At 42.0% G+C, this 15,152-nt stretch carries 13 protein-coding genes; 8 read left to right on the forward strand and 5 right to left on the reverse strand.

What is annotated here, in order from left to right; translation table 11 throughout:
• Window positions 1-4: 4 nt before the first annotated feature.
• Together AC13CS_RS14475 and AC13CS_RS14480 are read left to right on the forward strand one after the other, a co-directional pair.
• Window positions 5-1,429: a Gfo/Idh/MocA family protein gene (locus tag AC13CS_RS14475; RefSeq protein WP_293166584.1), complete on the forward strand. Its 1,425-nt coding sequence runs from the start codon at window positions 5-7 to the stop codon at window positions 1,427-1,429.
• A 595-nt stretch (window positions 1,430-2,024) separates the two neighbouring features.
• Window positions 2,025-3,119 (forward strand): DNA helicase PriA, encoded by a 1,095-nt coding sequence (locus tag AC13CS_RS14480; protein ID WP_293166582.1) that lies wholly within the window; start codon window positions 2,025-2,027, stop codon window positions 3,117-3,119.
• A gap of 209 nt (window positions 3,120-3,328) precedes the next feature.
• Here the strand turns inward: AC13CS_RS14480 and AC13CS_RS14485 are convergent, their stop codons facing one another.
• From AC13CS_RS14485 to hemH, 3 genes are read right to left on the reverse strand one after another with little or no spacing between them, the layout of a single operon-like run.
• Window positions 3,329-4,426, reverse strand: a complete 1,098-nt coding sequence (locus AC13CS_RS14485) for a lactonase family protein (protein WP_293166580.1) — start codon at window positions 4,424-4,426, stop codon at window positions 3,329-3,331.
• A gap of 53 nt (window positions 4,427-4,479) precedes the next feature.
• The gene (locus tag AC13CS_RS14490; RefSeq protein ID WP_293166578.1) at window positions 4,480-5,856 is read right to left on the reverse strand and encodes an MATE family efflux transporter; all 1,377 of its coding nucleotides are present in this window, start codon (window positions 5,854-5,856) and stop codon (window positions 4,480-4,482) included.
• A 30-nt stretch (window positions 5,857-5,886) separates the two neighbouring features.
• Entirely contained in the window at window positions 5,887-6,933 is a 1,047-nt protein-coding gene (hemH, locus tag AC13CS_RS14495; RefSeq protein ID WP_293166576.1) for a ferrochelatase, read from the reverse strand.
• A 146-nt stretch (window positions 6,934-7,079) separates the two neighbouring features.
• Here hemH and AC13CS_RS14500 point away from each other — a divergent pair, with 146 nt between their 5' ends.
• The 3 genes from AC13CS_RS14500 to AC13CS_RS14510 all read left to right on the forward strand — a co-directional run bounded on the left by AC13CS_RS14500 (window position 7,080) and on the right by AC13CS_RS14510 (window position 10,438).
• Complete coding sequence (locus AC13CS_RS14500) at window positions 7,080-8,153, forward strand: mechanosensitive ion channel family protein (RefSeq protein ID WP_293166574.1); 1,074 nt, start codon at window positions 7,080-7,082, stop codon at window positions 8,151-8,153.
• A gap of 85 nt (window positions 8,154-8,238) precedes the next feature.
• A complete protein-coding gene (locus AC13CS_RS14505; protein WP_293166572.1) occupies window positions 8,239-9,579 on the forward strand; it encodes a hypothetical protein in 1,341 nt (446 codons plus the stop codon).
• Window positions 9,554-10,438 carry an N-acetylmuramoyl-L-alanine amidase-like domain-containing protein gene (locus AC13CS_RS14510; protein WP_293166570.1) on the forward strand — a complete coding sequence of 295 codons (885 nt, stop codon included), beginning with the start codon at window positions 9,554-9,556 and terminating at the stop codon, window positions 10,436-10,438. Before AC13CS_RS14505 ends, AC13CS_RS14510 begins: the two co-directional genes overlap by 26 nt.
• Here the strand turns inward: AC13CS_RS14510 and AC13CS_RS14515 are convergent.
• Entirely contained in the window at window positions 10,424-11,179 is a 756-nt protein-coding gene (locus AC13CS_RS14515; protein ID WP_293166568.1) for a ThuA domain-containing protein, read from the reverse strand. The genes AC13CS_RS14510 and AC13CS_RS14515 overlap by 15 nt on opposite strands.
• A gap of 10 nt (window positions 11,180-11,189) precedes the next feature.
• Window positions 11,190-12,068, reverse strand: coding sequence for a helix-turn-helix domain-containing protein (locus AC13CS_RS14520; protein ID WP_293166566.1), 879 nt, complete (start codon window positions 12,066-12,068; stop codon window positions 11,190-11,192).
• 210 nt (window positions 12,069-12,278) lie between these two features.
• Between AC13CS_RS14520 and hemA the strand changes: the two genes are divergently transcribed.
• From hemA to AC13CS_RS14535, 3 genes are read left to right on the forward strand one after another with little or no spacing between them, the layout of a single operon-like run.
• Entirely contained in the window at window positions 12,279-13,535 is a 1,257-nt protein-coding gene (hemA, locus tag AC13CS_RS14525; RefSeq protein ID WP_293166564.1) for a glutamyl-tRNA reductase, read from the forward strand.
• Window positions 13,532-14,458, forward strand: a complete 927-nt coding sequence (gene hemC / locus AC13CS_RS14530; protein ID WP_293166562.1) for a hydroxymethylbilane synthase — start codon at window positions 13,532-13,534, stop codon at window positions 14,456-14,458. The genes hemA and hemC overlap by 4 nt, the downstream gene beginning before the upstream one ends.
• Entirely contained in the window at window positions 14,436-15,095 is a 660-nt protein-coding gene (locus AC13CS_RS14535; protein ID WP_293166560.1) for a uroporphyrinogen-III synthase, read from the forward strand. The genes hemC and AC13CS_RS14535 overlap by 23 nt, the downstream gene beginning before the upstream one ends.
• The last annotated feature ends 57 nt before the right edge of the window (window positions 15,096-15,152 follow it).

Consider the following 15,152-nt stretch of genomic DNA (forward strand, 5'->3'; position numbering starts at 1 on the left):
CAAAATGCAAAGAAGAAAGTTCATCAAAAACACCGCGGCCGCTTCAGCTGCGTTTTCCATTGTCCCAAGCCATGTAATGGGCAGGACCCACATTCCCCCAAGTGACACGCTGTATGTAGCCGGTTTTGGTGTTGGCGGAAGGGGGAATTCCGTAATCAATGGCTTAAACGATACCGGAAGGGTAAAATTTGTGGCGTTCTGCGACGTGGATGACCGTCGCGCCCAACAAACCTACGAGCAATTCCCCGATGTAAAGCGTTTTAAGGATTTTAGAAAGGTTTTTGATGCACATATAAACGATATTGATGCCATTGCCGTGGCAACTCCAGATCATACACACGCCACCATTTCTTTACCGTTTATGCGTGAAAAAAAACATGCCTACGTGGAAAAACCGTTGACCCACAATATTCATGAGGCACGTTTAATGACCCAAGTTGCAAAAGAACAGGGAATCGTAACCCAAATGGGGAACCAGGGAGCATCCAGCGATGGCAGCCGAATAGCACGCGAATGGGTAGAATCGGGCATTATTGGAAAAGTACACACCATAGATTGTTGGACCAACCGACCCGTATGGCCACAAGGCGTTCCCTTGCCTACAAAAAAAGACCGTATTCCAAGAGGATTGGATTGGGACCTTTGGTTGGGACCGGCCAAAATGAGGGACTACAACGATGCTTACCTTCCCTTTAAATGGAGAGGCTTCTGGGACTTCGGAACTGGAGCTTTGGGAGATATGGGATGCCACATTATGGAAACACCTTTTAGCGTTCTTGACCTTGGTTATCCCAAAGAGGCAGAAGCAAGTTGCACTACAGTTTGGGTAGATGATTTTGTGGAAGCGGATTATAGCCATTCCTGTCCTCCTTCTTCCAAAATTCACTTGAAGTTTGAGCACGAAGAGCACGGCGATATCGCTTTAAACTGGTATGATGGTGGTATAAAACCAAACTTGCCCGATGAACTTAAAGATGATGAAACCATCGGTGATGATGGTGGCGGAACCGTTATGTACGGTGAAAAAGGCATATTGGTATGCGATACCTATTCCCGAAATGCAAGATTGTTGCCATCCGAAATGATGGACCTGTACAAATCCCCGGCCCCTAAATACGTTAGAGTGCCCGGTGGAATGAGTGGACACTTCGCCAATTTTGTGGATGGTTGCCAAAACGGTACGCCCACCTCTTCCAACTTTGAAAAAGCAGGAAGACTTACCGAAACCGTACTCATGGGCAACTTGGCCGTTAAAGCCTTTCAATACAAAGAGTTGCAAGAAGGGAAAACTCCGAGCGATTGGAGTCCTTACAACTCTCCTGGAAGAAGAAAACTTTTTTGGGATGGCGACAACATGAAGATTACCAATTACGAGAAGGCCAACGACTGGGTAACCCGCGATTACCGCAAAGGTTGGGAATTGAAATAGATTAAAGTTTTTTATATTGAAAATGGCCCGTTTTGGGCCATTTTTTTTGCTTATATCAATGCTTGCCCTACACGGATTCCATTAATCGGCACAGTTGAGGTTTACAGGTTTTGGGCACCCTAAAAATAGACTATGCTTATCTTAGTAATTGACCTGTCCGTTGAACCTAAAATGGACCAAAGTCTTACACCACGGCTCGGCCCGCCAATGGAAAACCTTTAATCAGCTTTTTAAAAGTTTACGGGGCAATTAAGCAAACACCAAGGATTATCTTGTTTTCTTTCTTAAAATAAACATCAAAAGTTTGCTTGCCAATGCCGATTCCTATAATTTTATGCATATATAGTTTTTAAATGCCCGTAGATTATCAATTCTAAGTCAGCCTTTTGGCCCGATGAACCGTTCAATCTTTAGGCATCTGCAGAAAGGGACGGATATTTCGAGCTGTTTTTAAACCAACAACAATAAACAGTCTGGCTCTTTCTCTTTTGTATTCATCTATTTTTAAAGATCAATATAATTCTAACCTCTAGCAAACATAGTTTAACAGTACATTTTAATTTCTATTGATTCCCGTTTTTGCGGGAAAGAAGATATGGAAGAACAAAAAATCCAAAAGACCGAACTCAAAAAAGCTTGTGTCAATTGTGGGGCAGAGCTAAAATACAAACCTGGCACCACCAGCATTAGTTGTGAATACTGCGGTCATGAAGAGAACATCTCCATAAAAGAAAGCGGTTTTGAAGAGTTGGAGCTGTACCCTTTTTTACAGGAAATGGGTTCACAAAAGCACAGTGAGGAAATTTCCATGCTGCATTGCAAAAATTGTGGGGCCGACCAACATGTTGAGGAAAACTACAAATCGCTCCATTGTGTGTATTGCGGGCAACCCTTGGTCATCGAAGATGCCCACAAGGAAAACTGGATCTTACCTGGTGCAGTCCTCCCCTTTCAAATTGACAAAAAACAATCCTTTGCCATTTTTAAGAAGTGGGTAAAGCACTTGTGGTTCGCCCCCAACAACTTAAAAAAAGCCGCTCTCGACCCTCAATTTACCAAAGGCCTGTATTTACCCTATTGGACTTTTGATGCGCAACTGTACGCCTCCTACACAGGTCAGCGGGGAGAATATTATTACGAGACCCGAAGAGTGCGCAATGCCAATGGCAAAATGGTGACCCAAAGGGTCAGGAAAACCAGATGGTACCCTGCATCGGGGGAGGTTTCCGGATTTGTGGACGATACGTTGATCAAAGCCTCGCACCAAAAAACCGGAAGAATTCCAAGTAAAATTGCCTTTTGGGATTTGAAAGAGCTTCAACCGTTCAACAGTGGATTTTTATCTGGATTTGTTACCGAAAAATATACCATCCCTTTAAAAGATGGCCATTTGCATTCCAAAGAGGTGGCAAAGGACATTGCAGATTCTTGGTGCAGGCGCGATATTGGTGGCGACACCCAGCGTGTGCTTTCTATGGATATGAAACTGTCCGAAGAAACCTTTAAACATATTTTGTTGCCTGTTTACGTTAGCGCGTATCGGTACAATGGAAAAGAGTACAACTTTTTCATCAATGGGGAAAATGGACAAATATCAGGCACTCGACCTTATAGTTTTTGGAAAATCTTTTTTACTGTTCTAGCGGCACTTGTGGTTATTGGGGTGATTGTGTTCCTTTCAAAAAAATAAATATTAAGTCAGTTCGAGTGGTTTCCAAAGGAAATTGTATCGAGAACTTAGAACATTAGCATCTCGATACAAAAACGCCTCGCGTTTTCACTCGATGTGACGATTTGTTTAAGCATCAGTCTACCATACTGAGGAGTCGCAAAGAACGACGAAGTATCTCTTCCCAAGACTTGAGATTCTTCGCTACGCTCAGAATGACACTTGATTCATTATTCGAACACCAAACAAACCGGATTAGGTTGCTTTACTTCGTTTAAAAATGTCAAGGTGCCATTTTCAGCATCTCTTTTGAATATGGCAATGTTGCTCGTCTTTTTGTTCGCCACCAGTAAAAATTCACCCGTTGGGTCCATGGAAAAATTTCGCGGCCAATCCCCATGCACCGATTCCCTTCCCACCAATTCCAATTGACCAGAGTTTTCATCAACTTCAAAAATTACGATGGTGTTTTCACCACGGTTGGAGCCGTACAAAAACTTTCCGTCCGGTGATAAATGAATATCGGCACAAAAGCTCTCTCCATCAAAATCGGCATCCAAAGTAGAGACCACTTGGATTTCTTGATAATTTCCATTCCCAGCTTTTTCAAAAACGGAAATGGTACTGTTCAATTCATTGATGACGTACAGTAATTGACCGTTTTTACCAAAGGTAAAGTGGCGTGGACCGGCTCCATCTTCAAAAGATATTGAACTTTGTTCGGCAGGAACAAACTCCCCGTCCTTTTGACTGTATCGTTTCACTGCATCCAGTCCCAAATCGGTTACCATAAGGCCACCCGCATTGAACTGGGCCATGTGCGCATGGGATGTTTTTACGGAATCCAATGGTTTATGATCAATCATCTGTGGATTATCCGCCAGAGAGCCATCATCATTTAAAGAAAATATCAAAACATTGCCCCCAGTATAGTTGGCAACGGCCAAATTTCCATCCCCTGAAAGGGAAACATGACAAGGATGTGCGCCTTGGGTTCCCATACTATTTTGAAGCTTCAAAACGTCCTTGTTTAAACTAAAGGCAGTAACACCACCGCCCAAACTATCAAAATCTGCCGTTTCCTGAACTGCATACAGATTCTTTTTATCATCAGAAATGGCCAAATAAGATGGGTTTGTCAGTTTGGCCGCTAATTTTTGGTTGGACAGTTCTCCTGTATTTGCATCAAAAGTGTAGGTGTAGATGCCCTCGCTGTCGCCATCGGTATAAGTTCCTACAAATAGGGTGTACATAGGTTTTTTTTCGGGTTTTTCGGCGCAGGCGATTGCCAAAACAGCAGCTATGCCCGCTAGAATATATTTTTTCATGGATGTTTAGTTAGGCCACCCAAATTAAACATTCTAAATCAAAGAAACAGTATTTAGGACAGTTCAGATTTGATTTCTTTTCGTAGAAAAACACCTGTGACCACGGTCGAAAGCACATCGGCAATACAGAAGGATAGCCACACCCCTATTTCTCCCATAAAATTGGGCAGCACCAAAATCAAAGGGATAAAAAAGAAACCTTGACGGGTCAAGGTAAGCAACAAAGCCGGAATGGCTTTACCGATGGCCTGAAAATAGGCGGCTCCTATCAACTGTATAGCAATAATCGGTGTAGCGGCAAAAACCAATCGCATGGCCAAGGGCGTATGTTGCAGTACAAAATTGTTGGTCGCTATTTCTTGTGCGGACAGTTCGGGCCTATTGCTCAAAAACAAGGATGCGATTTCCGAAGGGAAAACCATAAGCACCACAAAAACCAAGGTTGCGACCAAGGCTGCATATTTAATGGCCGTATATATAGATTCCTTTACTCGATCGTACTTAACCGCACCATAATTATAGCCTGCGATGGGCAAAAAGCCTTGGGTGACCCCAAATACAGGGAACAGGGCAAACATCAACATTCGGGCGATAATCGCATAGACCGCTACCATGGCCTCCCCACCTAGATTGAACAATATATTGTTCATCAACAAATACACAATGCTGGTTACGGCCTGGCGGGCCAAGGTAACAAAACCCAAGGAACCTATTTCACGTAAGATGGGCCGATCTAACCCGAAATGGGAGATATCAATCTTTAATTCCGAATTGTCCGATAGGAAAAAATAAAACACATAAAGGAAACAAAGCAAATAGCCTACCGTGGTGGCCCAAGCGGCTCCGTGCATGCCCCAATCAAACACATAAATAAAAATATAATCCATCAATAGGTTTCCCACAGATGGAATGATCATGGCAATCATCGCAAAACGAGGCTTGCCTTCGGCACGGATTACGGAGTTGCCCATCATACAGAGTGCCAAAAAGGGAACTCCGTACAAAATGATGGTGTAATAAATCTTGGCAGGTTCAAAAATGGAGCCTTTACCGCCAAAGGCTGGAATTAGGTTATCCACATAGTAAAGTCCCAAAGCCACCATGGTGATGGTAACCAATAAAGTCAATGTAATCTGGTTACCGAAAGTTTTAAGGGCCTTTTCCCGATTATTGGCACCCAGGGCCCTCGATATAATGCTAGATCCGCCAATACCAATGGCCATACCCAAAGCGGCAATAAAAAAGGAAACGGGCAACACCACATTAATGGCTGCAATGGCTATGGATCCTATCCAGTTTCCCACAAAAATAGAATCCACCAGTACGTTCAGGGACATTACCAAAATACCAATGGAAGCAGGAACGGCCTGTTTGACCAGTAATTTTCCTATGGGTTCCTGTCCAAGTTCATCTGAGGTTATTTTGGCCATGCCACGGTTGTTTGTTGCATTGAAATGGAATTATCGGATATGATATTCGGGCAAAACGGCTTTTTCGGCCCAAGTATTGATCCATTTTGCCATGAGTTCGGCCCAATCGTCACGATCGTTCAAACACGGAACGTGGATGTAATCACCTCCTCCGGCTTCTTGGAACTGCTCCTTTCCTTCCATGGCAATTTCTTCCAAGGTCTCCAGGCAATCGCTAACAAATGCCGGGGTAATGACGGCCAAGTTTTTAACACCTGCTTCACCAAATCGTTCAAATTCTTTGTCGGTAAAGGGTTGCAACCATGGGTCGCTGCCCAATCTGGATTGGAAAGAGGTACTCACCTTATCTTCTGGCAAGCCCAATTGTTTTTTTACCAATTCGGTGGTATCGTAACACTGGTGCCTGTAACAGGTATGGTGAGCAACCGAGTTGGTCTTGCAACACTTGCCATTTAGTTGACAGTGGAACTTGGTCGGGTCTGATTTTCTAACATGTCTTTCTGGAATACCGTGGTAGGAGAAAAGGATATGGTCATAATCAAAACCCTTTAGGCCTTCGGCTATGCTTTTTGATAATATTTTGATGTAATCCGGATTACTGTAAAAAGCCGGTAAAGTGGTCAGGTACATTTCTGGGAAATCCTGCTGTTGCACTTCCAATGCTTTTACCACCACCGTTTCGTAGGATGACATGGCATAGTGGGGGTACAAGGGCACCAATAAAACCTCATCGACCCCTTTGTCCTTCAACTCCTGCAATCCTTCTTTTATGGTGTTCGAACCATATCGCATGCCCAGGGCCACGGGAAGCTCGGTATGTTTTTGCACTTTTTCCGCGAATCTTTCGGAAATAACAATCAATGGAGAACCCTCATCCCACCAAATTTTGGAATAGGCTTCCGCAGATTTTTTGGGGCGGGTGTTCAAGATAATCCCTCGAACAATAATATTTCTGAGCACGGGGTTCACATCAATAACACGTTCGTCCATCAAAAATTCATCCAAATACGGTTTAACATCTTTGGCGGTTGGGCTATCTGGCGACCCCAAATTGACCAATAAAACTCCTTTTTTCACGGCTTTTCTATTTAGTCCGCTAAAATACAACACGAAGTGGACATCGCCTTTTCCTCATCAAAATACTTTCTTATGATGAAATAATGTTTTTCGATTTTGTTCAAGCATTCTTACTTGCTTGACCTTTTCTGTCTTATTTTTGAAATATGGAGTCTTTTTACGACAATGTTTCCAAAGAATCCCTCATTTATTTGGGCGTGGCCCTGCTTGTGCTCGTTATCCTTTATTGGGGTACTTCTATTATACTAAAACGCTTGGGGAAAAATCCAAAATACTTGCTGCCCAAAAGTGCCTTTAAACGGTTGGCGTTTCCCTTAATTTTAATTTTTATCTCCGTACTGCTCCGAATGAAGGCCCTACGAGACATTTTAAACCTCGAAAATGCCGAATACTGGTTTAAAAAAGCGAGTACTGTCCTCTTTATCTTCGCCATGGCCTGGGTTATGATCGCACTAATTAAAATTATAAAAAAGACTGTTATCCAGCATTACGATGTTGGTGCTGCCGACAACCTCAAGGCTCGAAAGGTGTACACCCAGTTTACCATTTTGGAGCGTATTTTTATTTTTATAATAGTTCTACTGGGAATTGGCTTTATGCTGATGAGTTTTGAAGAAATCCGGGAAGTGGGCATCAGTATTTTTGCCTCGGCGGGGGTTGCGGGAATCATCATCGGGTTTTCGGCTCAGCAATTTATCGGAACTATTTTGGCAGGAATCCAAATCGCCATTGCCCAACCCATAAAATTGGACGACGTGGTTATTGTGGAAGGTGAATGGGGCAGAATCGAAGAAATTACGCTCACTTATGTGGTAGTGGGTATTTGGGATAAAAGACGATTGATAGTTCCTACTCCCTACTTTATAAACCAACCCTTCCAAAACTGGACCAAGACCTCATCGGAACTTATGGGAACCATATTTTTATATGTGGATTATAACGTTCCGTTTGATAAAATTAGGGAAGAACAAACCCGTATATTAAAAAATACCGACCTCTGGAACGGCAAAGTGGATGTGGTTCAGGTTACGGACACCAAGCCCAATTATGTGGAAATCAGGTGCCTTGTAAGTGCCAAGGATTCTCCCACCGCTTGGGATTTACGCGTACATGTAAGAGAAAAGCTCATTGTATATTTGCAGGAAAATTATCCTGAGAGTATTGCAAGGACTACAAGATTAACGGTTGAACGTAAAGATGATAATCAAACCAACCCCTAAGTTCAACTTTGTTTTCTACTGTTTGACAGAATTTTCTTCGCTATTTTATCGAGATACTTATCTTTAGCGCAACTAAACTATGCACATGAAAAACCTATTTCCAATATTGTTGGGTATCTTTTTAATTTGTTATGGATGCTCCAAAGATGAATCCCAACAACCAAATCCAAATCCTACAGGAGGTGAAGAACCAACAAATGAGAACCCAGAAGAACAAGAGCCAGAAATGGTAACCTATTTTACATTTGAGGCTTTAACCAATACTGGTGATACTGATGATTGGATTATCATCCATGATGAAAATGGTCTTTTACTGGACTTTAAACCGTTCGAATTTGGAGATATGTTTGAATTTCAGGTTTCAGAAGAAGAAACACAACCCAATAATTTAACAATTACATTATTCAATTACAAAAATTCAGTTGAGGGTGAAATGTTGCATACGATCAAATCGTATCCAAATATATCGGCTGAATCACATTGGAAATACACACCAAATGCTGGAGCAAATAACGATCCTCCTAGAAACCCTTCAACGGGCAGTTTCAATGTAACAGTTGAGAATGTATCGCCAAAATACCGATGGATTTCTGATAGACAGGGGATTCTTGTTGCAACCAGTGGTCCAGACCTTCCAGGGTTTACCAGCAATTATACCCATGAGAACATTCCGATTTATGACAACCCTGATTTCTTTTTTACAATATATGATTCAAGCAATAATTTAAAATACCACTCCATAGAAAATGTGAGTGACGGGGATGATATTATTTTGGACTATTCGGACTTTAAATCATTTGACAGCTATTTGGAGGTTACGTTGCCCAACACAACTTCAACATATAAACTATCCTCTATTTCAGCCGTGTTCGATGATGACCAATCCGTCAGTTTGAGGGGCGGAAAATTCACATCCTATTTTTTCGCGGATGCTGAACCTCCTGTCCCTCTTAAACTTGGATACTTGGATGCTTACTCAAAATATTTAAGCATTATCAGTTATTATACCGATGAGTTCGCCTATGCTTACACAAAATTCGGCGATAAACCTGAGAGCATTATAATTCCCGAGAACAAATCAATAACTGTTTTAGATGAGTCCATTTATAATTATCAATTTGAAACCAACTTGGATTATCAAATGAAAGATGTTCTATGGGAAGTTAAAGAAGGTGAGAGATATGTAGACCTAATTCAAACCAACTGGAATGTTGTTTCTGCTCCTGATTTTTCTGGAACAATTGGTGAGATTCCGGAAGAAATACAGCAAGCATATCCAAATTTAAGAATTGAAGACCTAAATTTGACCTCAACATCCTTACATTTAGATTTCATCAATTATACTGACTTGATTCAGGTGGAATTTATCACTCCAGACTTAAAAACATACTACAAACCGCATGAATATTTCCAATTTAAGCATTAAGGCAGGTAACAACATTTTATGTCTGCTTTTCTTTCTAGGGCTTTTATCTACCACCTCAGCCCAAAAAATCACTTGCTCGCCTGAGGACAAATTATTGTTTGAAACCAAAATCAATGATTTAGAGCAAACAAAAGCTTCCAGTCTTGGCGATACCATAGCCTTGGTGGGCCAATCGTTTCTGGAAACCCCTTATGTGGAGAAAACCCTTGAGGTTGGCGATACGGAAACCTTGGTAGTCAATTTTGGTGGGCTGGACTGTACCACCTTTGTGGAGAATGTGCTGGCCTTCAGCTTGATGCTTCAAAACCAACAGAAAGACTTTGAAAGTTTTACTCAAAACTTGGAGACCGTTCGGTATAGAAATGGGAAGTTGGATGGGTATCCTTCTCGCTTACATTATTTTACCGAATGGATTCGCAACAACGAGAAAAAGAGATTGGTAAAAGATATCACTGCTGAACTGGGTGGTGTGGAGCTGGAAAAACCCATCAATTTTATGGGGACGCACCGCAATCTTTATCCATTTTTGGCCAGCGACGAGAATTTTGAAGCGATGTTGGCAGTAGAAAAAGAACTTGCCAAGGAAGAACTTTGTTATTTGCCACAGGACCAAATTGAAAGTAAGGAACACCTCATCAAATCAGGTGACATTCTTGCCTTGGCCACATCCATAAAAGGATTGGACGTAACCCACACGGGAATCGCCATCCATCAACCTGATGGAAGGTTGCATTTATTACACGCCTCCAGCAAAAATGGCGAAGTGGAAATGTCCGAATTGCCCTTGGCGGATTACCTTAAAAATATCAAAAGTAATATTGGAATCATAGTCGCAAGACCGACCTTACTTTCGCTTTAGGCACCACTCAATGGCTCCCAGCAAATGATTTCGGAACATGGGCTCGTCATAAGAGTCTTCGGTATGCCCTCCGCCTGTGTAAAAAGCTCTTCCCCCATCAAATTCGTGATACCACGCAATAGGATGATTGGAGCCGTTGGTTCCGCCTTCGTAAGTGGTCTCGTCCAAATTGAGCAAAACAGTAACTTCTGGATTTAAATCCTTAAAGTTGTACCATTCATCTGTTCTAGTCCAGGAATCTTGTAAGTGCTCCGTGGACGGATGCGCCTTGCTCACCACATCAATTTTTGCCTGCCGGACGTTGGGGTCGTTGGGATGGCTCACAAAATAACCCCCTACCAACTTTCCGTACCAAGGCCAATCATATTCGGTATCTGACGCTGCATGAACCCCTAAAAAAGCACCCCCTCCTTTGATGTACGCTTCAAATGCTCTTTGCTGTGCATCGTTCAATACGTCCAAGGTTGTATTCAAAAACACCACCAATTTATAGTTTTGAAGGTTTTGGGAAGTAAAGTCTTCACCTGACTCGGTTTGCAAAGCAACAAAGCCATTCTGCCTGCCAAGTTCCCTAAGGGTTTGCACTCCTTTTTCAATGGATTTATGTCTCCAGCCTTCGGTTTTGGTAAATACCATCACCAATTCTGGCATTTTTACATTTTCTTCTTCTTTTGCGGGTTCCTCTTGGGCACAAGCACAAACTACAAAGCAAAAAGTTAGTAACAGTACAGTAAATCTCATAGTCATAGTTTTAGACGTTTGAAGTTAAGTATTTTTTTGGTGTAGTGCCGAACTTCTTTTTAAAGGAAGCAATAAAATGACTGGCTGTGCTGTACCCCACTTTCAATCCTACTTCGTTCACATTGTGTTTGCCCGTTTCCAACATTTTTCGGGCATATTCCATTTTATAATCGAACAAGAATCCAAAAACGGAATCCCCATAGATTTGTTTGAAGCCTTCTTTTAGCTTTTTGAGGCCCAACCCCACTTCTTGTGATAATTCGGCCAAGGTTGGTGGCTCAGCCATTCGGGAAATCATGATTTCCTTGGCCATCCGAATCCGGCGCACATTGTCTTCGTCTGCCAAATAAGGGCATTGTTCCAAATCTGCATCTTCGGTTTTGTTGAAATACAGGGAAATCAATTCGTATACCTTGCCTTTCAAGTACAATTTTTTGATGGATGGGTGAAGGTTGAAATTCATCAACTGACTCAATACAACCGCGGTTGCCGGTGACACTATTTCTTGGGAATAATATTTCTTTTCCTTGTTATCATCACTTAAAAAAGGAATGTAATCCGCTTCGTCGGAAAACAAGGAGTGAAATTTTCTAATGGTCATAACAACAGAAAGCAACCAAGAACCAGGCGAAACAATAAGGTCCAAAGGCAGATTCTTTTGGGTATTGTATAGGAGCAAGGAGTTTTCTTCGTTCACCTCCAAATAATAGTTGCCCTCGTTAAAATTAAATTTTGACCTCCCCTTTAAACAAAAGTGGAATTGTATGTACGAACTGTCGATATCCCGTTCAATAAGCTTTGGTTCTTGGGCATCGTTTTGGATCTTGAGTATGTAAATCCCGTCCTCGACCAAAATTTCGTCATACGAACCTCTAGCGATATTTTTCATGTTTGTTTTCAATCTAACCTTGCTTTTTACTTAATTTAGAATCGCTCTAAATTGTGTTTCTTACCATCAAATTTATCAATAATAACAATGCTTTACATCATTTTCATTAAAAATATAACATAAAATAACAGCGACAGTTATTTATAGTTCCGCTAGCGTTATTTTTTGACCTATAACCCTATTATTTTTGTCCTGCGATTTATATCCTTTATGAGGAACTACCATATTTCAAAACATAATTCCTTCTACGCCATTGGGTTGAGTTATAAGAAGGCGGATGCAGAGGTGAGAGGAAAGTTCAGTCTGGATGTTCCTGCCATTGATCATATCTTGGGCAAGGCCAAGGAAATTGGTATTGATGGTCTTTTGGCCATTTCCACCTGCAATAGAACCGAGCTTTACGGTTTTGCTCAACATCCCTATCAATTGATCAAACTACTTTGCGACCAAACCAATGGTACCGTCGAAGAATTTCAAGAAGTAGCCTATGTGTACAAAAACCATGATGCGATTTCGCACATGTTTAAAGTAGGTACCGGTCTTGATAGTCAGATTTTGGGGGATTTTGAAATCATTAGCCAAATTAAGCAAGGATTTTATCGTTCCAAAAAGCTTGAGATGGCCAATCCGTTCTTGGAGCGTTTATGCAATGCTGTGATTCAGGCCAGCAAACGCATCAAAAACGAAACAGAACTATCATCAGGAGCCACATCGGTGGCATTTGCTTCGGTAAAATATATTCTGGACAATGTTGATGATATTTCCAACAAGAATATATTATTGTTCGGAACGGGAAAAATTGGAAGAAACACTTGCGAGAATCTGGTGAAACATTCCGACAATTCCCACATCACCTTGATCAACAGGACCAGGGAAAAAGCGGAAGACATTGCGGGCAAGTTCCAATTGACCGTAAAGGACTATGGCGACCTGCAAACCGAGATCAGAAAGGCCGATATTCTTGTAGTGGCCACTGGAGCGCAGTTGCCCACGGTTTCCAAAGCCTTGATCTATACTAAAAAACCGTTGTTGATCTTGGATTTATCCGTTCCCAAAAACGTGTCGGACGATGTAAAAGAGTTGAACAATGTATCCTTGGTGCATTTGGACCAACTTTCACAAATTACGGATGAGACCTTGACCAAAAGAAAAGAATACGTTCCCAAAGCAGAAGCTATCATAGAAAAGGTAAAAAAGGATTTCTTGAAATGGTTGGAAACCCGAAAGTTTGCTCCCGTGATCAATGCCCTCAAAGACAAACTGAACACCATGAAAACTGAGGAAATCGATTTTCAAACCAAGAAAATTGAGGGATTTGATCAAATACAAGCGGAAATTATCTCGGACCGAATCATCCAGAAAATCACCAAGCAGTTTGCCAACCACCTAAAGAGCAACGAGGTAGATACCGAAGACAGTCTGGAGCTTATCCAAAAAGTTTTTCAGCTAGAACTACATTCCAAATGAGCAAAATCATCCGCATTGGAACCCGCGACAGCGAACTCGCGCTGTGGCAAGCAACCACCGTGCAACAAAAGTTGGAGGCACTTGGCTACGATACCATCTTGGTGCCGACCAAATCTTTGGGAGACCAAGTGTTGGACAAGCCGCTTTACGAACTCGGTGTTACGGGAATCTTTACCAAGGCCCTGGATGTTGCTCTGCTCAAAGGAGATATTGATATTGCAGTACATTCCATGAAAGATGTGCCCACACAACTGCCAAAGGGAATTGTGAAGGTGGCCGTTTTGGAACGCGCCATCACTCACGATATTTTGGTGCACAAAGGGTCCAATTTTTTGGAAACCGATCAACCTGCCACCATAGCCACGGGAAGTTTACGCCGAAAAGCCCAATGGTTGAACAAATATCCCAACCACAAAGTGGTCGACCTTAGGGGAAACGTGAATACCCGACTACTCAAATTAATCGAAAACGATTGGCAAGGGGCCATTTTTGCCCAGGCCGGATTGGAACGGATAAAACTATTGCCCAAAGATGCCATTCAATTGGATTGGATGGTTCCCGCACCAGCTCAAGGTGCCATGTTGGTCGTAGCCAAAGAAGAAGATGATTTTACCAGAGAAGCATTGGGCAAACTCAACCATCCCGAAACCGAAATGTCCACAACCATTGAACGTGCATTTTTACGCACCTTGGAAGGTGGTTGTACCGCACCCATCGGTGCTTTGGCACAAATAAAAGACCAAACGGTTCATTTTGAAGGCGTTGTTTTCTCTTTGGATGGCAAACAGAAAATCGACATCAAAAAAGAAGTGAAATTGTCCGATGCCAAAGGCATTGGGAAATCTTCTGCCGAAGAGGTTTTGCAAAAAGGAGGTGATAAATTGATGCAAGAAATCAGAAATGAAAACAGTGCTCACCACTAAAATATTGACACCATCTCAAAAGGAGCTTTTTCTAAATTCTGGTTTGGGTTTGGTGGAGTACGATGCCTTGAAAATCGAGTCGCGGGACGTGAAGATTCCTTTCAACTACACCAACTATATTTTTACCAGCAAGAATGCCGTAAAGGTATTTTTGAATCAATCCGAAGGTATGGACAAATCAGAGTTCCGTGCCTATTGTGTTGGCGAAAAAACCAAAGCACTTTTGAAAGAAAATGGTGTAAAAGTGGTTAAAATGGCCGAATATGCATCAGAATTAGGTGAAATTTTGATTAAACGCTATAAAAATGAAGTGTTTTTGTTTCTCTGTGGCAATAAAAGAAGAGACGACCTTCCAGAGCTCTTATCAAAAAACAACGTTCAGTATAAAGAGTTGGAAGTGTACCGCACCCACTTGAACCCGAAAAAGTTTCAACGTGATTTTGATGGCATTCTCTTTTTTAGTCCAAGTGGCATCCGAAGCTATCTTTTGGAAAACACTCTGGGGAACAGCAAATTGCTCTGTATTGGGGAAACGACCGCCGCCGAAGCGCAAAATCATTCAAACCAAATTATTATAGCCAACAAACCGACCGTGGAAAATGTGTTGGTTCAGGCAATAAAAGAAATGTCGAAATAAACGGATGCTGAGCGCTCGCCTGCCGGACGGGCAGGAAGTCGAAGCATCTTTCAACAT

The organism is Flagellimonas sp. B-3 (assembly GCF_056857835.1).

What these genes read in the sequence shown, in the direction of transcription:
- AC13CS_RS14475 (WP_293166584.1), top strand. Translation starts at nt 5, where the DNA reads ATGCAAAGAAGAAAGTTCATCAAAAACACCGCGGCCGCTTCAGCTGCG.
- AC13CS_RS14480 (WP_293166582.1), top strand. Translation starts at nt 2,025, where the DNA reads ATGGAAGAACAAAAAATCCAAAAGACCGAACTCAAAAAAGCTTGTGTC.
- AC13CS_RS14485 (WP_293166580.1), bottom strand. Translation starts at nt 4,426, where the DNA reads ATGAAAAAATATATTCTAGCGGGCATAGCTGCTGTTTTGGCAATCGCC.
- AC13CS_RS14490 (WP_293166578.1), bottom strand. Translation starts at nt 5,856, where the DNA reads ATGGCCAAAATAACCTCAGATGAACTTGGACAGGAACCCATAGGAAAA.
- AC13CS_RS14500 (WP_293166574.1), top strand. Translation starts at nt 7,080, where the DNA reads ATGGAGTCTTTTTACGACAATGTTTCCAAAGAATCCCTCATTTATTTG.
- AC13CS_RS14505 (WP_293166572.1), top strand. Translation starts at nt 8,239, where the DNA reads ATGAAAAACCTATTTCCAATATTGTTGGGTATCTTTTTAATTTGTTAT.
- AC13CS_RS14510 (WP_293166570.1), top strand. Translation starts at nt 9,554, where the DNA reads ATGAATATTTCCAATTTAAGCATTAAGGCAGGTAACAACATTTTATGT.
- AC13CS_RS14515 (WP_293166568.1), bottom strand. Translation starts at nt 11,179, where the DNA reads ATGAGATTTACTGTACTGTTACTAACTTTTTGCTTTGTAGTTTGTGCT.
- AC13CS_RS14520 (WP_293166566.1), bottom strand. Translation starts at nt 12,068, where the DNA reads ATGAAAAATATCGCTAGAGGTTCGTATGACGAAATTTTGGTCGAGGAC.
- hemA (WP_293166564.1), top strand. Translation starts at nt 12,279, where the DNA reads ATGAGGAACTACCATATTTCAAAACATAATTCCTTCTACGCCATTGGG.
- hemC (WP_293166562.1), top strand. Translation starts at nt 13,532, where the DNA reads ATGAGCAAAATCATCCGCATTGGAACCCGCGACAGCGAACTCGCGCTG.
- AC13CS_RS14535 (WP_293166560.1), top strand. Translation starts at nt 14,436, where the DNA reads ATGAAAACAGTGCTCACCACTAAAATATTGACACCATCTCAAAAGGAG.